General features: G+C 74.4%; 14 protein-coding genes and 2 tRNA genes. 9 read left to right on the top strand and 7 right to left on the bottom strand.

Annotated features, from left to right (window positions below):
* Nucleotides 1-2,099 (top strand): SMC family protein (locus ACZ1IK_RS04185; protein WP_465098352.1); only part of this gene is annotated, 2,099 nt, incomplete at its 5' end.
* A gap of 46 nt (nucleotides 2,100-2,145) precedes the next feature.
* Here ACZ1IK_RS04185 and ACZ1IK_RS04180 read toward each other — a convergent pair.
* The 7 genes from ACZ1IK_RS04180 to ACZ1IK_RS04150 form a co-directional block, all read right to left on the bottom strand.
* Entirely contained in the window at nucleotides 2,146-5,379 is a 3,234-nt protein-coding gene (locus ACZ1IK_RS04180; RefSeq protein WP_134416607.1) for an efflux RND transporter permease subunit, read from the bottom strand.
* 7 nt (nucleotides 5,380-5,386) lie between these two features.
* On the bottom strand, nucleotides 5,387-6,877 hold the full coding sequence (locus ACZ1IK_RS04175; protein WP_220478808.1) for a malate:quinone oxidoreductase: 1,491 nt from the start codon (nucleotides 6,875-6,877) through the stop codon (nucleotides 5,387-5,389).
* 99 nt (nucleotides 6,878-6,976) lie between these two features.
* Nucleotides 6,977-8,641 (bottom strand): ABC transporter substrate-binding protein, encoded by a 1,665-nt coding sequence (locus tag ACZ1IK_RS04170; protein WP_135040005.1) that lies wholly within the window; start codon nucleotides 8,639-8,641, stop codon nucleotides 6,977-6,979.
* 48 nt (nucleotides 8,642-8,689) lie between these two features.
* A tRNA-Leu gene (locus ACZ1IK_RS04165) sits at nucleotides 8,690-8,770 on the bottom strand.
* Nucleotides 8,771-8,837: 67 nt separating this feature from the next.
* Complete coding sequence (bcp, locus tag ACZ1IK_RS04160; protein WP_101967174.1) at nucleotides 8,838-9,326, bottom strand: thioredoxin-dependent thiol peroxidase; 489 nt, start codon at nucleotides 9,324-9,326, stop codon at nucleotides 8,838-8,840.
* 86 nt (nucleotides 9,327-9,412) lie between these two features.
* Nucleotides 9,413-9,485: transfer RNA gene (locus tag ACZ1IK_RS04155), tRNA-Lys, on the bottom strand.
* 67 nt (nucleotides 9,486-9,552) lie between these two features.
* The gene (locus ACZ1IK_RS04150; protein ID WP_465098351.1) at nucleotides 9,553-10,101 is read right to left on the bottom strand and encodes a hypothetical protein; all 549 of its coding nucleotides are present in this window, start codon (nucleotides 10,099-10,101) and stop codon (nucleotides 9,553-9,555) included.
* 104 nt (nucleotides 10,102-10,205) lie between these two features.
* Here ACZ1IK_RS04150 and ilvD point away from each other — a divergent pair, with 104 nt between their 5' ends.
* The 8 genes from ilvD to ACZ1IK_RS04110 all read left to right on the top strand — a co-directional run bounded on the left by ilvD (nucleotide 10,206) and on the right by ACZ1IK_RS04110 (nucleotide 20,032).
* Entirely contained in the window at nucleotides 10,206-11,933 is a 1,728-nt protein-coding gene (ilvD, locus tag ACZ1IK_RS04145) for a dihydroxy-acid dehydratase (RefSeq protein ID WP_036382119.1), read from the top strand.
* A 103-nt stretch (nucleotides 11,934-12,036) separates the two neighbouring features.
* Entirely contained in the window at nucleotides 12,037-12,822 is a 786-nt protein-coding gene (nagB, locus tag ACZ1IK_RS04140; protein ID WP_036382115.1) for a glucosamine-6-phosphate deaminase, read from the top strand.
* A 43-nt stretch (nucleotides 12,823-12,865) separates the two neighbouring features.
* Nucleotides 12,866-14,086, top strand: coding sequence for an N-acetylglucosamine-6-phosphate deacetylase (locus tag ACZ1IK_RS04135; RefSeq protein WP_119217398.1), 1,221 nt, complete (start codon nucleotides 12,866-12,868; stop codon nucleotides 14,084-14,086).
* A gap of 291 nt (nucleotides 14,087-14,377) precedes the next feature.
* Entirely contained in the window at nucleotides 14,378-16,279 is a 1,902-nt protein-coding gene (locus tag ACZ1IK_RS04130) for an acetolactate synthase large subunit (protein ID WP_465098350.1), read from the top strand.
* 12 nt (nucleotides 16,280-16,291) lie between these two features.
* On the top strand, nucleotides 16,292-16,801 hold the full coding sequence (gene ilvN, locus ACZ1IK_RS04125; RefSeq protein WP_002854209.1) for an acetolactate synthase small subunit: 510 nt from the start codon (nucleotides 16,292-16,294) through the stop codon (nucleotides 16,799-16,801).
* Nucleotides 16,802-16,837: 36 nt separating this feature from the next.
* Nucleotides 16,838-17,869 (top strand): ketol-acid reductoisomerase, encoded by a 1,032-nt coding sequence (gene ilvC, locus ACZ1IK_RS04120; RefSeq protein ID WP_010078979.1) that lies wholly within the window; start codon nucleotides 16,838-16,840, stop codon nucleotides 17,867-17,869.
* A 149-nt stretch (nucleotides 17,870-18,018) separates the two neighbouring features.
* On the top strand, nucleotides 18,019-19,614 hold the full coding sequence (gene serA / locus ACZ1IK_RS04115) for a phosphoglycerate dehydrogenase (protein WP_036382106.1): 1,596 nt from the start codon (nucleotides 18,019-18,021) through the stop codon (nucleotides 19,612-19,614).
* Between the two features lie 64 nt (nucleotides 19,615-19,678).
* Complete coding sequence (locus tag ACZ1IK_RS04110; RefSeq protein WP_223247527.1) at nucleotides 19,679-20,032, top strand: hypothetical protein; 354 nt, start codon at nucleotides 19,679-19,681, stop codon at nucleotides 20,030-20,032.
* Nucleotides 20,033-20,035: the final 3 nt, after the last annotated feature.

Raw genomic sequence — 20,035 nt, 5'->3', positions numbered from 1 at the left:
TCGACGCCCATGAGCGCGCCGGGCGGGTGCTCGCGGCCGCCCAGCGGGCCACCGCGGCGGCGGACGCCGCCGGCACCGCGTCGGAGACGGTGACGGAGGCCCTGGCGCACGTCGAGGACGAGCCGACCGCGGCGGCGTGGCTCGCCGCCGCCCGGGCGGACGGGGCCGCCGACGCGCCCGCCTCCCGCCAGGCGCTGGGGGAGGCCGAGCGCGCCGCGGAGGCGGTGGCACGCGCCGTCCAGGACCGTGCCCGGATGGGCGAGCTGGAGCAGGAGGCGGCCGCCGCGGCGGAGCGTCGGGCCGAGATCGGCCGCGACCGCGCCGCCCTGGTCGAGTCCCGCCCCGAGCGTGAGGCGGCCGTCGCGGCACACCGCGCGGCCGTCGAACGCGGCACCGAGCGTCTCGGCGCCCGGGAGGCCGTGGACCGCGCCGTGTCCGAGGCCGCCGCTCGCCGCACGGCCGCCGAGGCCGCGGCCGCCCGCGCCGTCGAGGCAGAGACCGCGGCCCGGGCCCACCGGGAGGCACAGGAGCGGCGACGCGAGGCCGCCGAACGGCACGTCGGTCTGCTGCGTGCCCGGTACGAGCAGGCCGCCTCCGAACTGGCGGAGCGGCTCGTGCCCGGCGAGCCGTGCGCCGTGTGCGGCTCGCCCGAGCACCCGGCCCCGGCCGCCACCGCGGACACCACGGTGACCGAGGCGGACGTGCGGGACGCCGAGCAGGCCCGGACCGCGGCCGACCGGGCCGCGACCGACGCCGAGACCGCCCTGCGCGCCGCCGAGCAGACCCTCCGCACGGCGCGCGAGGCCGCCGCCGGGCTCGCACCCGAGGCCGCGCGAGAGGCGCTCGAGCGCGCCGAGGCCGAACGGGCCGCGCTGGACCAGGCGGCGAAGGACCTCGCCGCGGACCGCCGGCGGCTGACCGCCGCCGAGAAGACGCTCGCCGGGGCCGACGAGACCGCCGCCGCGCTCGCGGCCGAGGACGGTCGGCTCGCCGAGGCCGCCGCCCACCGTGCCGCCCGGCTGACCGAGCTGCGGGACGCCGTCGAGGCCGCCCGCGGTGACGCCGAGACCCTCGACGCCCGCCGCGACCAGGTCACCGCCGCACGCCGGGTCCTGGCCGCCCTCGCTGCGGCGCAGGACGAGGACGCGCGCGCCCGGGCGGTCGCCGACGAGACCGACCAGGCGCTCACCGCCGCGCTGGCCGAACAGCACTTCGACGACGTCGACGCGGCGCGCGCGGCCCGCCTCGAGGAGACGGAGGCCGCCGCGCGCACGGCCGCCGTGCAGGAGTGGCACGCCGAACGGGCCCGCCTCGCCGAGCTCGAGGCGAGCGAGCCCGTCCGCCGGGGCCGCGCCCTCGCCGAGGCGGGCGTCGAGCCGCCGACCGAGGAGCAGACCCGCGCCGCCGCCGAGGCGCTCGCCGCGGCCGAGGCCGCGAGCTCGTCCCGGGCGACGGCGGTCGGGCGACTCGATTCACTCGTCGCCACGGTGCGCCGCCAGTCAGCCGCCCTGACCGAGGTCCTGGAGCGGTCCGCCGGGCTCATCGCCGAGCACACGCGGGTGCGGGGGCTGCTCGACCTCGTCCGCGGCGGCGGGGAGAACCTGCTCAAGATGCCCCTGACGAGCTACGTCCTCGCCGGGCGGCTCGAGGAGGTCGCCGCCGCGGCCACCGAGCGTCTGCTCGCCATGACGGACCAGCGGTATTCGATCGAGTACTCCGACGCCGTGGGCGGGCGCGGGAACAAGGGCCTCGAACTCGTCATCCGGGACCACTACGTGGACGAGACGCGCCACCCGGCCACGCTCTCGGGCGGCGAGACCTTCATGGCCTCCCTCGCCCTCGCCCTGGGGCTCGCGGACACCGTGCAGGCCGAAGCCGGCGGCATCGAACTGGACACGCTCTTCGTGGACGAGGGCTTCGGCTCGCTCGACGCGGACACCCTCGACGACGTCCTGGACGTCGTGGACACCCTGCGGACCGGTGGCCGGACCGTGGGCCTCGTCTCCCACGTCGAACGGATGAGGCAGGAGATCGGCGTGCGCCTCGAGGTGCGCAAGGACCGGCGCGGCTCGAGCCTCGCGGTGCACGACGGCGCCTGAGCGACGGGGGTGCGCCCCGCCGCCCCGGCCCGCGCCACGCGTGAGGTCAGGCCCGGCGCCACCGCCGGCGGAGGCGCTGCCGGAGTCGGCCGAGGCGTCCGGCGTCGAGCTCGGACGGGGCCGCCCAACGCTCCTCAGCCCGGCGCGCCTGCTCGGCCGCGCGCTCGGCCGCGACGCGCTGCGCCTCCCGCTCGGCCGCGACACGGCGCTCCTCCTGCAGGCGGCGCTCCCCGCGGACCTCGGTGAGCCGGTACAGCACGGGCACGAGCACGAGCGTGAGCAGGGTGGAGGACACCAGGCCGCCCACCACGGCCACCGCGAGGGGCTGGGAGATGAACCCCGCGTGCCCCGTGATGCCCAGGGCCATCGGGGTCATGGCCAGGACGGTGGCCAGGGCCGTCATCACCACCGGGCGCACGCGGTTGAGCGCGCCCACCTCGATCGCCTCGTCCAGGGTCATGCCGCGGTCGCGGCGGTACTGGTTGATCAGGTCGATCAGCACGATCGCGTTCGTCACCACGATGCCCACCAGCATGAGCAGCCCGATCATCGTGGACAGTCCCAGCGGCGTGCCGGTGGCCAGCAGCGCCAGGAACACGCCCGTGGCGGCGAAGGGGATCGACACGAGCAGCACGAGCGGCTGGCGCAGCGAGTTGAACGTCGCCACCATCACGACGTACACGGTTGCCACGGCGGCCAGCAGCGCCAGTCCGAGGTCCCGGAACGTCTGCGCCTGCTGCTCCGCCGCGCCGCCCACGGCCGCGGTGACGCCCTCGGGCAGGTCCAGCTCCGCCACGGCCTGCGTGACCCGGCGCGAGACGGCCCCGAGGTCCTCGTCGTCCGGGGTCACCGTGACGACGGCGGTCCGCTCGCCGTTCGAGGACGTCACCCGGGCGGGCACCGGCACTCGCGAGACCTCGGCGAGGTCCCCCAGCGGCACGGGCCCCTCGGCCGTCTCCACGGGCACCTGGCGCAGGGCGTCGAGGGACTCGACCGGCTCCGGGTCACCCAGCTGCACCGCGAAGCTCTCGAACCCGAAGCGGACGTCGCCCACGGGCACGGCCTGCAGGGCGGCGGCGGCCTGGCCGGCCACCGCCTCCTCGGTCAGGCCGAGCCGGGCGGCGGCGACGGTGTCCACGTCCACCTGGAACGTCGGGCGCAGGTCCGAAGCCGGCGTCGTCACCTCGCGGGCACCCTCGACGGGCCGCAGCGCCTCGGCGACCTGATCGGCGGCCGCGGTGAGGGCCTGCGGGTCGGGGGCGGAGACGGCCACCTCGATGTCCTGGCCGCCGCTCGGCCCCTGCTGTGTGGAGACGGACACGTCGCCCACGCCGTCGAGACCCGTGAGCTCGGCGCGCACCCCGTCCTGGAGGGCCACCTGGTCCGCATCCGGGTCGGTCACCACCGTGAACCGCGCCCGGTCCGCCGAGGAGCCGCCGAAGGCCCCCATCGGACCGGCGGTGGTGCCGGCCGTCCACTGGACCGTCTCGACGCCGTCGGTGTCCAGCAGCACCCGCTCGATGCGCTCGGCGGCGGCGGCCGTGGTCTCCAGCGACGTCCCCGGCTCCTGCTCCGCCGTGACGACGAACGAGTTCTGTCCCGAGTCGCCCAGGAGGTTCGTGGGGATCAGCGGGACCAGCGCGGCCGTGCCGGCCAGCAGCGCCAGGGCGGCGGCGAGGGTGACCACGGTGTGCCGCTGTGTCCAGCGCAGCACCGGGCGGTAGGCCCGGGTGAGCCATCCGCCGGCCGCCACGGGCCGGTCGCCGGGGACGGCGGGCGCGGCCGTGGTCTCGGCCCCGCGCCGCGGGGCGCGCAGGAACCACCAGCACAGCACCGGCACGATCGTCAGGGCGACGACGAGGGAGGCCAGCAGGGCGACCGTGGCGGTCACGGCGAAGGGCCGGAACAGCTCGCCGGCCAGGCCGCCCACGAAGGCGATGGGCAGGAACACGGCCACGGAGACCAGGGTGGAGGCGGTGATCGCGGTGGCGACCTCGCGCGTGCCGTCGAGGATCGCGGTGCGCCGGTCGGCGCCCAGGCCGAGGTGCCGGCGGATGTTCTCCACCACCACGATCGCGTCGTCCACGACCCGGCCGATCGAGATCGTCAGCGCCCCGAGCGTCAGCGTGTTGAGGGAGTAGCCGAAGGCCGCGACCCCGATGAGGGCGGCCAGCAGGGACAGCGGAATGGACACGGCGGTGACGAGGGTGGAGCGCACCGAGAGCAGGAACACGGCGATCACCAGCACGGCGAACGCCAGGCCCAGCAGGCCCTCCTGGAACAGCGTGTCGATGGACTGCTGGATGAACGGGGCCTGGTCGAACACCACGGTCAGGTCCGCGCCGCCGCCGACCAGGGACGCCAGCTCCGGCAGGGCGTCGCGCACGGCCTGCGAGACCGCCACGAGGTCGGCGTCCGGGGTCGCGGTCACGGAGACGGACAGCGTCGGCACCCCGTCGGTGCGGGTCAGGGACGTGGGGGCCGCGGCCACGAGGGTGACGTCGGCGACCTCGTCCAGGGTGCGCGGTTCGCCGTCGCCGGAGGGAGCGACGACGATCCCGCGCAGGCCCTCGAGGTCCTCGACGGCGGCGCCCGCCTGGACGGGATAGGTGGTCGCGCCCTCGGTGACCTGGCCGACGGGGAAGAGGCCGGCGTTCTCCTCGAGTGCGTCGGTGATGTCGGAGGTGGTCAGCCCGGCGGCGGCGAGCGCGGCCGGGTCCGGGACCACGGAGACGTTCTCGTCCGTGCCGCCGAGGACGTCGGCGCCCCGGACGCCGTCGATCTTCTGCAGCCGCGGGGCCAGGACGTCCTCGGCGCGGCGGCGCAGGGTGTTGAGGTCCTCGTCCCCGGACAGGGCGAGGAAGACCACCGGGAAGTCGGAGACGGAGCCCGCGAAGGACGAGGTCTCCGCCTCCTCCGGCAGCTGGGGCCCGAGGTTGGCGACCACCCGGTCCACCTGGGACCGGGCCCGGTTCAGGTCTGTGCCGTAGGCGAACTCCAGCTGGACCGCGTTGAAGCCGGACTGCGACGTGGACCGCGAGGATTCGAGCCCCTCCACGGCCTGCAGGGCCGTCTCGAGGGGCTCTCCCACCTGCGCGTCCACGACCTCGGGGGACGCCCCCGGGTAGAGCGTCGACACGGAGATGACGGGCAGCTCGAGCGGGGGGATCAGCTCCCGTTTGAGCTGCCCGGCGGAGAGGACGCCGAACACCGCGATGAACACGGTGACGAGCGCCACGAGCGCCCGCCGGCCGAGTGAGAACCGTGCGAGCGCTCCCATCACGGCGTCAGGCCAGCTTCAGTGCGGCGTCCGTGGCGGTGCGGACCTCGTCCAGCAGCGCCGGGTCGTCGTTGAGCGTGTGGCCCAGGGACGGGATGAGCTCCTTGAGCGTGCCGTCCCAGCCGGCCATCTTCGCGGGGAAGCAGCGCTCGAGCAGCTTCACCATGATGGGGGCCGCGGTGGAGGCACCGGGCGAGGCGCCGAGCAGGCCGCCGAGCGAGCCGTCCGCGTGGGTGACGACCTCGGTGCCGAACTGCAGGACGCCGCCGAAGCGGCCCTTGCGCTTCATCACCTGCACGCGCTGGCCCGCGGTGATCAGCTCCCACTCGCCGCCGTCGGCCTCCGGGTAGAACTCGTGCAGCGCGTCGATCTTCTTGTCCCGGGACTTCAGCACCTCGGTCACGAGGTACTTGGTCAGGTCCATGTTGTCCTTGGCCACGTCCAGCATCGTGCTGAGGTTGTGCGGGCGCACGGACAGCGGCAGGTCCAGGTAGGAGCCGGTCTTGAGGAAGTTCGTGGAGAACCCGGCGTAGGGGCCGAACAGCAGGGAGCGCTTGCCGTTGACGAAGCGGGTGTCCAGGTGGGGCACGGACATCGGAGGGGCGCCGACGGCGGCCTGGCCGTACACCTTGGCCATGTGCTGGTTGACCACGGACTCGTCCGTGCAGCGCAGGAACTGGCCGGAGACCGGGAAGCCGCCGAAGCCCTTGGCCTCGGGGATGCCGGACTTCTGCAGCAGGGGCAGGGCGCCGCCGCCGGCACCGACGAAGACGAAGCGGGCGCGGTCCACGAGCTCGGAGCCGGCGGCCTTGTTCTTGACCTTGACCTCCCAGCGGCCGTCCGTGCCGCGGGTGAGGCCGGTGACCTTGTGACCGAAGCGCACCTCGGCGCCGGCGCCGGCCATGGCCGTGATGAGCTGGCGGGTGAGGGAGCCGAAGTCGACGTCGGTGCCGCCGGTGTTGCGGGACGCCGCCAGGCGCTGGCCCGGCTCACGGCCCTCGATCAGCAGCGGGGCCCAGGCACGGATCTGCTCCGGGTCCTCGCTGTGCTCCATGCCGGCGAACAGCGGCTGGGCGGACATGGCCTCATAGCGGGTGCGGAGGTAGTCCGCGTGGTCGTCACCCCACACGAAGGACATGTGCGGCAGCGGGTTGATGAAGGACTTGGGGTCCTTGAGCGTGCCGTCCGCCACCAGGGAGGACCAGAACTGGCGGGTGGTCCAGAACTGCTCGTTGATGCCCAGCGCCTTGGTGACGTCCACCCGTCCGTTCTTGTCCATGGGCGAGTAGTTCAGCTCGCACAGGGCGGCGTGGCCGGTGCCCGCGTTGTTCCACGGGTCGGAGGACTCCAGGCCGGCCTGATCGAGGCTCTCGTACAGGGCGATGGACCAGGTGGGCTCGAGCTTCTGCAGCAGCACGCCCAGGGTGGCGCTCATGATGCCGCCGCCGATCAGGACGACGTCGTGGGTGGCGGTGGACGAGGTGGTGGGCACGGTCAACTCCTGAAGCAGAACGACGGCGGGTGGGCGCAGTGCGACCAGGCCGAGCAGTGGCGGTCGGGCCGGGCGCCGTGATCTCCCACTGTACTACCGGTGCGTTCAGCCTTCGGTCAGCCTGACGCGCGAGAAGGGCTCGTCCAGCTGCGGCGACGTCGGGTAGGAGGCCACGCGCGGGCCGGTGGCCAGGGCCGAGATCGGATAGACCAGCGGCAGCGCCGGCAGGTCGAGGGCCATGGCCCGGACGACGCGGCGGAACAGGGCGCGGCGCGCGTCGTCGTCGGTCTCGGCCGCGGCCGCGTCCACGTCCTCGACGACGCGCGGGTTGCGGTAGCCGGTCTCGGCGCGGCCCGAGCGCGCGAAGGGCTCGAGGAACGCGTGCGGGTCGCGGTAGTCGCCGGTGCGGCCCATCAGGTGCAGGGCTCGGGTGGGTCGGGAGACGACGGCGTGCAGGTAGTCCTGGTCCTCCGGCACGGGCACGGGCACGATGTGCATCCCCACCGCGCCGAGGTCGCGGGCGACCATCGCGTAGACCCGCTCCGGCTCGGGCAGGGAGGGGCGGGCCGTGCCGGCCGGGTAGAGGAACTCCAACGGCTCCCCGTCGTATCCCGCCAGGCCGAGGAACTCGCGGGCCCGGCCCGGGTTGACGTCGTAGCGCCGCGCCTCCTCGTCGCCGACGCCGAGGGAGGGGGGGACGAGGTCGTGGGCCAGGCGGGTGCCCTCGAGGAAGACGTCGCTGCCGGCGATGCGCGGGCGGTCCACCGCGTACGCGATCGCCTGGCGCAGGTACTGCGAGCGCACGCGCGGGTGGTCCAGGTTCATGCCCACGTAGAGCACGCCCAGGGGGTCCCGGGGCAGCACCTGGGTGCCGGCCTCGACGAGGGGGCGCAGCTGGCCGGGGGCGACGACGTCGATCACGTCCGCCGTGCCGCGCCGCAGCTCCCGCAGGCGCACGGAGGCGCGGCCCCACGCCTGCACGGCCACCGGGTACGCCGCCGGATCGGAGCCGCGGTGGCGGGCGCTGGGGACCAGGATCGTCGCGCCCGAGGCGCCCGGGTGGGCGCGCGTGAGCTCGGCGGTCTCCGCGGCGTCGGCCCAGCGGTAGGGGCCGGTGCCGGCGGGGGTGGTGACCTCGGAGCCGTCCACGTCGACCGTGCGGTCCCACGAGGCCGGCGAGGAGATCGCGAAGGCCGGCGAGGCCAGCGCGGCCGCGAGGTGACGGCGGGGGGAGTGCAGGCGCAGCCGCACCTCGAGCTCTCCGCGGGCCTCGACGCCGGCGAAGGCGGAGTCCGCGTCCCCGGCGTATCCGCCGAAGGCCGAGACGAACGAGGAGGGCGGGGCGACGGTCCCGTCCACGGGCGCGGGGGCGGAGGCCCACCGCTCGATGTTCGCGACCACGGCGGCGGCGTCGCACGGCTCGCCGTCGTCGAACACCACCCCGGAGACCAGGTGGAACGTGTGGAGGCGGCCGCCGTCGGACTCCTCATGCCGCTCGGCGAGGCGGGGCGTGGGGGCGCCGGTGTCCGCGTCCACGCCGAGCAGCGTCTCGAAGACCTGGCGGATCAGACGGAAGGACTCGACGTCCAGCGCGCGGGCCGGGTCCCGCGTCAGCGCCCGCGCCGGGGCGCCGACCACGAGCAGCCGGCCCGGGCCCGAGGAGGTCGGGGCGGCGGAGGACGGCGCCGCGGGCGACGTCGCGCAGCCGGCCACGCCCAGGCCGAGCAGGCCCAGGCCCCCGCCGAGGAAGGCGCGGCGAGTGGGCTGCATGGCGGCCTCCTGTGGCAGGTGACGTCGGGGTCGGGCGGGCCCGGGGAGTGCGGGCGGGGGGACTCGAACCCCCACGTCCAGGACACTGGAACCTAAATCCAGCGCGTCTACCAGTTCCGCCACGCCCGCGCACACCCCGCGCGGGCGGGGCGAGGCCCGATCCTACCGTGCGGCGCCCGGGCGCGTCGGGCGGGGATCAGGCCTCGTCGAGGCCGAGGGTGCGGCGCAGTCGCGCCACGTGGCCGGTCGCCTTCACGTTGTACTGCGCGTGGGTGACCTTCCCGTCCGGGCCGACGACGATCGTGGAGCGGATCAGACCCTCGAAGGTCCGCCCGTAGTTCTTCTTCTCACCCCAGGCGCCGTAGGCCTCGGCCACCGCGTGGTCCTCGTCCGAGAGCAGGGGGAACGTGAGGCCCTCCTGCTCGGCGAACCGGATGATCCTGCCGATCGGGTCGGGGGAGATCCCCAGGACGACGTAGCCGGCCGCGGTCAGGGAGGCCAGGCTGTCCCGGAAGTCGCAGGCCTGCGTGGTGCAGCCGGGCGTGGACGCGGCCGGGTAGAAGTAGACGATCGTGTGCTTGCCCGCGCTGTCGCGCAGCGAGACGGGCCGGCCCTCCTGGTCCTGGAGGGTGAACGTGGGCGCCGTGTCGCCGGGCTGGAGGCGGTGCTGGGTCGTGTCGGTCATGGGCCCCAGCCTACGGTGGGCCCGGGCGGGGAGCGGGGACGACGAAGGCCCCGTCTCCGTGGAGACGGGGCCTTCGCTCCGGTGGGTGCACCCCCCGGGACTCGAACCCGGAACCTGCTGATTAAGAGTCAGATGCTCTACCGGTTGAGCTAGAGGTGCAGGTGCCGCACCGCCTCTCGGATCTCTCCGGTGCGCCGTGCAACGAGGTGAAACCCTACCAGGGGTTTCAGACGCCGTGCAAATCGGGGGGCGTGACGTCCGTCGCGTCCGTCTCCGGGGTCGCGTAGAGGCGGTCCAGTTCGTTCATGAAGGCGGTCATGAAGGCGTGGAAGTCGGTGGCGTCCTCGGCCTGGTCGAGCTCCGCGGTGCCGTCCTCCGTGAGGTCGCCCACCGGCACCCGCGTGTGCTCCGGGACGTCGAACCACGTCCGGAAGCCCGTGACGGTCTCCACCTGATAGCCGCTGCCCGTGTCCGCCACGGTGGCCACGTTGGCCAGGCCCACCTCGACGACGTCGGCGCGGTCCGCGGAGGCCTCGGTCACCGGGCCGTGCGGGTCGTCCTCGGCCACGCCCGGCGCGCGGCGGTCGTGGTCGTCCGGGGTGGAGGTGGGGTCGAACGGGCACAGCAGCATCTCGAGCGGCTGGTGGCGGTAGCCGATCACGAGGGGGGAGGAGGAGCCCGAGGGCTGGCCGTAGACGACGTTGTAGTCGCCGTGGTTGAACACGCGCGCATCGAAGACGCGGCGCAGCCGTCTGTGCAGGGTGGGCGTGTCCATGGGCCCAACGTACGCGGACCCGTCCGCACGTGTCATGCCGCGGCACCCGTCACACGGGGACGTCGCGTCGGCCCGGTGGCGCCGTGCTCACTAGACTCCGCGGCATGGACTCCGCCGCGTCGACTCCCAGCACCCCGTCCGCCGCTCCCGACATCAAGCCGCGCTCGCGCGACGTCACCGACGGGATGGAGCGCACCGCCGCCCGCGGCATGCTCCGCGCGGTCGGCATGGGGGACGAGGACTTCGGCAAGCCGCAGATCGGCATCGCGTCGTCCTGGAACGAGATCACCCCCTGCAACCTCTCCCTGGACCGCCTCGCCCAGGCCTCGAAGGACGGCGTCCACGCCGCCGGTGGATATCCGCTGGAGTTCGGCACGGTCTCCGTCTCGGACGGCATCTCCATGGGCCACGAGGGCATGCACTTCTCCCTCGTCTCCCGCGAGGTGATCGCGGACTCGGTGGAGACCGTGATGATGGCCGAGCGCCTGGACGGCTCCGTCCTGCTCGCCGGCTGCGACAAGTCGCTGCCGGGCATGCTCATGGCCGCCGCCCGCCTGGACCTGGCGTCCGTGTTCGTCTACGCAGGCTCGATCATGCCGGGCGTGGCCCGCCTGACCGACGGCACCGAGAGGCAGGTGACCATCATCGACGCCTTCGAGGCGGTCGGCGCCTGCGCCCGCGGTCTCATGTCCGAGGAGGACCTGCTCCGCATCGAGAAGTCCATCGCCCCGGGTGAGGGCGCCTGCGGCGGCATGTACACCGCCAACACCATGGCCTCCATCGGTGAGGCCCTCGGCATGTCCCTGCCCGGTTCCGCCGCCGCCCCCTCCGCGGACCGCCGCCGCGACGCCTTCGCGCGCCGCTCCGGCGAGGCCGTGGTGAACATGCTCCGCCAGGGCATCACGGCCCGGGACATCATGACCAAGCCCGCGTTCGAGAACGCGATCGCCGTGACCATGGCGTTCGGCGGCTCCACCAACGCCGTGCTGCACCTGCTCGCCATCGCCCGGGAGGCGGGCGTGGACCTGCAGCTGTCCGACTTCAACCGCATCGCCGACCGCACCCCGCACATCGCCGACCTCAAGCCGTTCGGTCAGTACGTCATGACGGACGTGGACCGCATCGGCGGCGTCCCGGTGGTCATGAAGGCCCTGCTGGACGAGGGCCTGCTGCACGGGGACACCCTCACCGTCACCGGCAAGACCCTCGCCGAGAACCTGGCCGCGCTCGATCCGGACCCGGTGGACGGCAAGGTCATCCGGACCATGGACGACGCGCTGCACCCCAACGGCGGCATCGCGATCCTCCACGGCTCGCTGGCCCCGGAGGGCGCTGTCGTGAAGTCCGCCGGCTTCGATGCGGACGTCTTCGAGGGCACCGCGCGCGTCTTCGACCGGGAGCGCGCCGCCATGGACGCCCTCGAGGACGGGACCATCGCCGCCGGCGACGTGGTGGTCATCCGCTATGAGGGGCCGAAGGGCGGCCCGGGCATGCGCGAGATGCTCGCGATCACCGGCGCGATCAAGGGGGCGGGTCTGGGCAAGGACGTCCTGCTGATCACCGACGGGCGCTTCTCCGGCGGCACCACCGGCCTGTGCATCGGCCACATCGCTCCCGAGGCCGCCGAGGGAGGGCCGATCGGCCTGGTGCAGGACGGCGACCGCATCCGCGTGGACATCGCCGGACGCACCATGGACCTGCTCGTGGACGAGGCCGAGCTCGCCGCCCGCCGCGAGTCCTGGGAGCCGGTGGAGCCGAAGTTCACCACGGGCGTGCTGGGCAAGTACGCCAAGCTGGTGCACTCCGCCGCCGAGGGCGCCTACCTGGGCTGAGGCCCGGTCGGCCCGCACGCCGAGACGAGCAGAGGATGAGCATGCACGAGACCGACGCCCGGGTCGGGGGACCCGCGCCTCGTCCCGGGCGGGAGGCGCGCTGATGGAGGTCGTCATCCTGCCCGACGCCGCCGCCCTGGGCCGGCACGGCGCGGACGCGGTGGCCGCCCACGTGGCGGCCCGTCCCGAGGCCGTCCTGGGGCTGGCCACCGGCTCCTCGCCCCTGCCCGTCTACGACGAGCTCGCCCGCCGGGTCCGGGACGGGGAGCTGTCCCTGCGCTCCTGCCGCGCGTTCCTGCTGGACGAGTACGTCGGCCTGCCCGCGGGACACCCCGAGTCCTACCGCACCGTGATCGAGCGGGAGTTCGTCGTGCGCACGGACATCGCCCCGGAGGCCGTGCACGGTCCGGACGGCGGGGCGGCGGACGTCCCGGGCGCCTGCGCCGCCTACGAGGAGGCGCTGCGCGAGGCCGGCGGCGTGGACGTGCAGCTGCTCGGCGTGGGCACGGACGGGCACATCGCGTTCAACGAGCCCGGCTCCTCCCTCGCCTCCCGCACGCGCATCAAGGTGCTCGCCGAGCAGACCCGGCGGGACAACGCCCGCTTCTTCGACGGCGACCTCGACCAGGTCCCGACCCACTGCCTCACCCAGGGCGTGGGCACGATCCTCGACGCCCGACACCTGGTCCTGCTGGCCCGGGGCGAGGGCAAGGCCGAGGCGGTGCGGCAGCTCGTGGAGGGCCCCGTGAGCGCGCGCTGGCCGGTCACGGCCCTGCAGCTGCACCCGCATGTGACCGTCCTCGTGGACGAGGCCGCCGCCGGGCGACTCGAGCTCGCGGGGGAGTACCGCCACATGTGGGAGGCCAAGCCGTCCTGGCAGGGCCTCTGAGCGCCCCTCGTCCATCGACCCGCCCACCCCGGAAGGTGCATCCGTGCCCGCCTCGGTCCCTCACCGGCCGCGCGCCGAGCAGGCGCCGCAGGCCGCCGCGTCCCCGTCGGTGCTGCGCGCGGACCGCGTCCATGACGGCGAGCGCCTCGGCGGCCCCGGCTGGATCGCCCTGGCCGAGGGCCGGGTGGTGGCCGTCGGGACCGGGGACCCGCCGCGCACCCACGGCCCCGTCCACGACCTCGGCGACGCCCTCCTCGCTCCCGGCTGCGTGGACGTGCACTGCCACGGCGGCGGCGGACACGCCGTCGAGTCCGGCGCGGCCGCGGCACGCGCGGCGGCCGCGGCCCACGCCCGCGCGGGCACGACCACGGTGGTGGCCTCCCTCGTCACGGACGAGGTCGACGCGCTCGCGGCGCAGCTGACGGCCCTGACGCCCCTGTGCGCAGAGGGGGTGCTGGCCGGCGTGCACCTCGAGGGTCCCTGGCTCTCGCCCCTGCACCGCGGCGCGCACCGGGCCGCGTCGCTGCGGGCGCCGGAGCCCGAGGACGTCGCTCGCCTCGTCGAGGTCGGCGCGGGCCACCTGGCGATGGTCACGCTGGCCCCCGAGCTGCCCGGGGCCCTCGACGCGGTGGGCCGGCTGGCGGAGGCGGGCGTCGTCGTCGCGATCGGCCACACGGACGCCTCCTACGAGACCACGCGCGCGGCGATCGACGCGGGGGCGCGGATGGCCACGCACCTGCACAACGCGTGCCGGCCCACCCACCATCGCGAGCCCGGGCCGGCCGTCGCCCTGCTGGAGGACCCGCGCGTGGGGATCGAGACCATCGTGGACGGCGTCCACCTACATGCGGCCACGGTGCGGCGGGTCGCCCGGGAGGCCGGGGAGCGGTGGATCCTCGTCTCGGACTCCATGGCCGCCGCCGGCTGCGGCGACGGCGAGTTCCCCCTCGGGCCGCTGCGGGTCCGGGTCCACGACGGCGTCGCGCGGGTGGTCGGCGCGGACGGCGCAGCCGGGGCCATCGCCGGGTCCACGGCCACGGTCACCGGCTCGGTGCGCTCCGCCGTCGTCGCCGGGGTCGACCTCGACGCCGCGCTGCGGGCGGCGACGGCCGCGCCCGCGGACGCCCTGGGGCTTCCCGACGTCGGCCGGCTCCGAGCCGGGAGCCGAGCGGACGCCGTCGTCTTCGGCCCCGAGCTCGAGGTGCGCGGGGTGCTCCATCACGGAACGTGGGTGAAGGCGGCCGCCCCCGCGGCGGCTGACTAGGGTGGGCGCAGGCCCGGGATCCGACCCCGACCGCCCGGTCGTCTCACGATGTGACGCTTTATCTCACATTGCGAGACAGGCGGGTGGTCGATGGCGGACGGGGCGCATGGCTGTCGATACTGAGACCACCCCCGAAGGACCCGGCGGCCCGTGTCCCCACCTCAGACTCCACCACGCCGGCCCGATCCGTCATCGACGCGGCCACGGTCCCCGACGCCCGACGGATCCAAACGACGACCGTCCGACGCCCCCGCGACGGACACGCAGCGACGAACGCAGTGAGGTGACCCCATGAGCACGACCCCCCGCGACGCCCGCGCGGCGGTCCCGCAGGTCCCGACGCCGGCCTCCCGCCCGACGGAGAGCGCCCGGGTCCAGGAGCGCCGTCCGGCCCCCCGGCCCGAGATCGTCGAGCCGCGGGTGCCCGGCGAGGGCTCCCGCGTCGAGCCGACCCGGATGACCGGCTCCGAGGGCATCATCCGCTCCCTGGAGGAGCTGGGGGTCACGGACGTGTTCGGGCTGCCCGGCGGCGCCATCCTGCCGACCTACGACCCGCTCATGGACTCCGATCGGATCCGCCACATCCTGGTGCGCCACGAACAGGGCGCCGGTCACGCGGCGCAGGGCTACCACCTGGCCACCGGCAAGGTCGGCGTGGCCATCGCCACCTCCGGTCCCGGCGCCACCAACCTGGTGACCGCCGTCGCGGACGCCCACATGGACTCCCAGGCGGTCGTGTTCATCACCGGCCAGGTCTCCTCCGCCGCGATCGGCACGGACGCCTTCCAGGAGGCGGACATCGTGGGCATCACGATGCCCATCACCAAGCACTCCCGGCTCGTGACCCGGCCCGAGGACGTCCCCCAGGCCCTCGCCGAGGCGTTCCACATCGCCGCCACGGGCCGGCCCGGGCCCGTGCTCGTGGACGTCACCAAGGACGCCCAGCAGGGCGAGTTCGAGTTCGCGTGGCCGCCCCGGATCGACCTGCCCGGCTACCGCCCCGTCCTGCGCGGCCACCCCCGGCAGATCCGCGAGGCCGCCCGGCTGATCCGCGAGGCCCGGCGCCCCGTGCTGTACGTGGGCGGCGGCGTGGCCCGCGGCGAGGCCCACGAGGAGCTGCGCGCCCTCGCCGAGCGCACGGGCGCCCCCGTGGTCACCACCCTCACCGCCCGCGGCGTCTTCCCCGACTCGCACCCCCAGCACCTGGGCATGCCGGGCATGCACGGCGGCGTCCCCGCCGTGGCCGCGCTCCAGCAGGCCGACCTGCTGATCACGCTCGGCGCCCGCTTCGACGACCGCGTGACCGGTCACCTGCCCTCGTTCGCCCCCGGCGCCCGCGTGATCCACGCGGACATCGACCCGGCCGAGATCTCCAAGAACCGCACCGCGGACGTGCCGATCGTCGGTGACGTCAAGGAGATCATCCCGGACCTGGTGGCCGAGCTCGCGACGGACACCGAGGCGCTGCCCGACCTCGCCGACTGGTGGGCGGTGCTGCGGCGCCTGCAGGACACCTACCCGATGGGCTGGACCGAGACCGAGGACGGCCTCGTCGCGCCCCAGGAGGTGATCTCGCGCCTGTCGGCCCTGTCCGGCCCCGAGGCCACCTACGTGGCCGGCGTCGGCCAGCACCAGATGTGGGCCAGCCAGTTCGTCGCCTACGAGCGCCCGCGCCAGTGGCTCAACTCGGCCGGCCTCGGCACGATGGGCTTCGCCGTCCCCGCCGCGATGGGGGCGCAGGTGGGCGAGCCCGACCGCGTGGTCTGGGCCATCGACGGCGACGGCTGCTTCCAGATGACCAACCAGGAGCTCGCCACGTGCGTGATCAACCGCATCCCCATCAAGATCGCGGTGATCAACAACTCCTCGCTGGGCATGGTGCGCCAGTGGCAGACCCTCTTCTACGACGGGCGCTACTCGAACACGGACCTGAACACGGGCCACGACACCGCCCGGGTGCCGGACTTCGTCAAGCTCGCCGACGCCTACGGCGCCGCGGGCCTGCGCTGCGACCGCCGGGAGGACCTGGACGACACCATCCGGCAGGCCCTCGCCATCGACGACCGCCCCGTGATCGTGGACTTCGTGGTCTCCCGTGACGCCATGGTCTGGCCGATGGTCCCCGCGGGGGTCAGCAACGACGCGATCCAGGTGGCCCGGGGCATGACGCCCGACTGGGACCAGGAAGACTGAGGAGGGCAACCGATGGAACGCCACACCCTGTCCGTGCTCGTCGAGGACGTGCCCGGCACCCTGACCCGCGTGGCCGGCCTCTTCGCCCGGCGCGCGTTCAACATCCACTCGCTGGCCGTGGGCGTCACGGAGGTCGAGGGCCTGTCCCGGATCACCGTGGTCGTCGACGCCGACACGGACCTGCTCGAGCAGGTCACCAAGCAGCTGAACAAGCTGATCAACGTGATCAAGGTCGTCGAGCTCACGCCCGACTCCTCCGTTCAGCGCGACCACCTGCTCGTCAAGGTGCGCGCCGATGCCGCCACCCGCGGTCAGGTCGTCCAGGCGGCCGACCTGTTCCGCGCCCACGTCGTCGACGTGGCCCCGGAGTCCCTGACCCTCGAGGCCACCGGCACCCGTGACAAGCTCGAGGCCTTCCTCGAGATGATGGAGCCCTACGGCGTGCGTGAGCTCGTCCGCTCGGGCACCCTCGCCCTCGCCCGGGGGCCGCGGTCCATGACCGACCGCGCCCTGGCCCGCTGACCCGTCCCGATCCACCCATCCCGTGAGGAGAACAGCATGACCGTGAAGAAGTTCTACGACGACGACGCCGACCTGTCGATCATCCAGGGCCGCACCGTGGCCGTCATCGGCTACGGCTCCCAGGGCCACGCCCACGCCCTGTCGCTGCGCGACTCCGGCGTGGACGTGCGCATCGGCCTCGCCGAGGGCTCCAAGTCCCGCGCCAAGGCCGAGGCCGAGGGCCTGCGCGTCGTCGACGTCGCCACCGCCGCCGCCGAGGCCGACCTGATCATGATCCTCACCCCGGACCAGGTCCAGGCCGACGTGTACGACCAGCACATCGCCGGCAACCTGCAGGAGGGCGACGCCCTCTTCTTCGCGCACGGCTTCAACGTGCGCTTCGGCTACATCCAGGCCCCCGAGGGCGTCGACGTCGCCCTGGTCGCCCCCAAGGGCCCGGGCCACGTGGTGCGCCGCGAGTTCGAGGCCGGCCGCGGCGTGCCCGCGCTGATCGCCGTCGAGAAGGACGCCTCCGGCCAGGCCCACGCCCTCGCCCTGTCCTACGCCAAGGCCGTGGGCGGCACCCGCGCCGGTGTCATCGAGACGACCTTCACCGAGGAGACCGAGACCGACCTGTTCGGCGAGCAGGCCGTGCTCTGCGGCGGCGCCTCCCAGCTCGTGCAGTACGGCTTCGAGACCCTCACCGAGGCCGGCTACCAGCCCGAGATCGCCTACTTCGAGGTGCTGCACGAGCTGAAGCTCATCGTCGACCTCATGGTCGAGGGCGGCATCGCCAAGCAGCGCTGGTCCATCTCCGACACCGCGGAGTACGGCGACTACGTCTCCGGCCCCCGCGTCATCACCCCCGACGTGAAGGAGAACATGAAGGCGGTCCTCGCCGACATCCAGTCCGGCGCCTTCGCGCAGCGCTTCATGGACGACCAGAAGGCCGGTGCGCCCGAGTTCAAGGAGCTGCGCGCCCGGGGCGAGGCCCACCCGATCGAGAAGACCGGCCGCGAGCTGCGCCAGATGTTCTCCTGGCTCAAGGACGCGGACGACGACTACACCGAGGGCACTGCGGCCCGCTGAGCCGCCTGAGCCCCCGACGCCGGCCCCGGGCATCGCGCTTCGGGGCCGGCGTCGCATTCCGGCCACGGTCCGGTCACGCGTCTAGGCTCGGACCGGAGCGCGGGCCGGCCCGCCTTCCATCCCACCGCACCACACCTCCAGGAGCACCCGTGAGCGCAGCCCAGCCCGTCGTCCTGATCGCCGAGGAACTCTCGCCCGCCACCGTCGAGGCCCTCGGCCCCGACTTCGAGATCCGCCGCACGGACGGCGCCGACCGCGCCCGCCTCCTCGAGGACCTGCGCGACGTCGACGCGGTGCTGATCCGCTCGGCCACCCAGATGGACGCCGAGGCGATCGCCGCCGCGCCGCAGCTGAAGGTCATCGCGCGCGCCGGCGTCGGACTGGACAACGTGGACGTGCCCGCCGCCACCGAGGCCGGCGTCATGGTCGTCAACGCGCCGACGTCGAACATCATCTCCGCCGCCGAGCTCACCTGCGGCCACATCCTGGCCGCCGCCCGCAACATCGCGGCCGCCCACGGCTCGCTGAAGGCGGGGGAGTGGAAGCGTTCGAAGTACACGGGCGTCGAGCTGTACGGCAAGCGGCTGGGCGTGATCGGCCTGGGCCGCATCGGCGCGCTCGTGGCCGAGCGCATGAAGGCGTTCGGCATGGAGATCCTCGCCTACGACCCCTACGTGACCACCGCCCGCGCGCAGCAGCTCGGCGCGAGCCTCGTCGAGCTGGACGAGCTGCTCGAGCGCGCCGACGTGGTCACGATCCACATGCCCAAGACCCCCGAGACGGTCGGCATGATCGGCGATGAGCAGTTCGCCCGCATGAAGGACACCGCGATCATCGTGAACGTGGCCCGCGGCGGCCTCGTGGACGAGGACGCCCTCGCCCGCGCGCTCGAGGCCGGGACCATCGGGGGTGCCGGCATCGACGTCTTCAGCTCCGAGCCGGCCACGGACCTGGCGTTCTTCGCCCACGACTCCGCCGTCGTCACCCCCCACCTGGGCGCCTCGACCGCCGAGGCCCAGGAGAAGGCGGGCGTCGCCGTCGCCGGCTCCGTGCGCCTGGCCCTCTCCGGCGAGCTCGTGCCGGACGCCGTGAACGTGGCCGGCGGCGCGATCCACGAGGACGTGCGCCCCGGCCTGCCGCTGGCCGAGAAGCTGGGCCGCGTGCTCACCGCGCTGGTGGGCGAGCAGTCCATCACGGCCGTCGAGGTGGAGATCGCCGGTGAGATCGCCGAGCACGACGTCTCCGCGATGCGCCTGGCCGCCCTGAAGGGCGTGTTCACGGACATCGTCTCGGACCAGGTCTCCTACGTGAACGCCCCCGTGCTGGCCGAGCAGCGCGGCGTCGAGTGCCGCCTCACCACCACCGCGGTGTCCGAGTCCTACCGCAACACCGTCACGGTGCGCGCCGCGACCGCGCAGGGCACCCAGACCGCCGTCACCGGAACGCTCACCGGCCCGCGCCAGGTGCAGAAGCTCGTCGGTGTGGACCGGCACGAGCTCGAGGTGCCGCTGGCCGACCACCTGCTCGTGTTCGCCTACCAGGACCGCCCGGGCGTGATCGGCGTCCTGGGCCAGGCCCTCGGGGTGCAGGGCGTGAACATCGCCGGCATGGACGTCTCGCGCGACGACGAGGGCGCCGCCCTGGCCGTGCTGACCCTGGACGGGGCGCTGTCCGGAGACACCACGGCCACGCTGGCCGCGGCCATCGGCGCCGCCCGTGCGGCCGAGGTGGACCTCTCCGCCTGACCCGTCGACGCCCGGGCGGGCATCGCGGGGCCGGCGCGCGTCGCCCTGTGTTGAGATGGTGTCCATGTCGCGTCCACCCGAGCCCCGCCCCGCACCCGCCCCGACCGCGCGCGCCGCAGCGGCCCGCCCCGCCACGCCTCCGGGTGTGCAGGGCCGCTGGGCCCGGCGCGCGGCGGGCGGGCTGATCGGCGTCAGTGTCCTGCTCGCCGCCTGGTCGTTCGCCCTCCCCTTCGTGTTCGGGCTGGGCCCGCGGCAGGTGCCGTGGTGGCGCGAGGTCTTCGACGTGAACCACGAGGCCAACCTCACGGCGTGGTGGAGCTCGGGCCTGCTCCTGCTGGGGGCCGCGGGCTTCACCACGGTGGGTCTCGTGCGCCGCGCGCTGGGGCGGACCGGCGGCGGAGCCTGCTCGCGTGGCTGACCC

The organism is Micrococcus sp. CS26 (assembly GCF_055522295.1).
This window is presented reverse-complemented; position numbering and strand designations above follow the sequence as displayed.

Bases quoted from the DNA above. Each gene is read 5' to 3' on its own strand.
- nagB (WP_036382115.1), top strand. From the start codon at position 12,037: ATGGAGGTCGTCATCCTGCCCGACGCCGCCGCCCTGGGCCGGCACGGC.
- ilvN (WP_002854209.1), top strand. From the start codon at position 16,292: ATGGAACGCCACACCCTGTCCGTGCTCGTCGAGGACGTGCCCGGCACC.
- ACZ1IK_RS04110 (WP_223247527.1), top strand. From the start codon at position 19,679: ATGTCGCGTCCACCCGAGCCCCGCCCCGCACCCGCCCCGACCGCGCGC.
- ilvC (WP_010078979.1), top strand. From the start codon at position 16,838: ATGACCGTGAAGAAGTTCTACGACGACGACGCCGACCTGTCGATCATC.
- ACZ1IK_RS04170 (WP_135040005.1), bottom strand. From the start codon at position 8,641: ATGCAGCCCACTCGCCGCGCCTTCCTCGGCGGGGGCCTGGGCCTGCTC.
- ACZ1IK_RS04150 (WP_465098351.1), bottom strand. From the start codon at position 10,101: ATGGACACGCCCACCCTGCACAGACGGCTGCGCCGCGTCTTCGATGCG.
- bcp (WP_101967174.1), bottom strand. From the start codon at position 9,326: ATGACCGACACGACCCAGCACCGCCTCCAGCCCGGCGACACGGCGCCC.
- ACZ1IK_RS04180 (WP_134416607.1), bottom strand. From the start codon at position 5,379: ATGGGAGCGCTCGCACGGTTCTCACTCGGCCGGCGGGCGCTCGTGGCG.
- ilvD (WP_036382119.1), top strand. From the start codon at position 10,206: ATGGACTCCGCCGCGTCGACTCCCAGCACCCCGTCCGCCGCTCCCGAC.
- ACZ1IK_RS04130 (WP_465098350.1), top strand. From the start codon at position 14,378: ATGAGCACGACCCCCCGCGACGCCCGCGCGGCGGTCCCGCAGGTCCCG.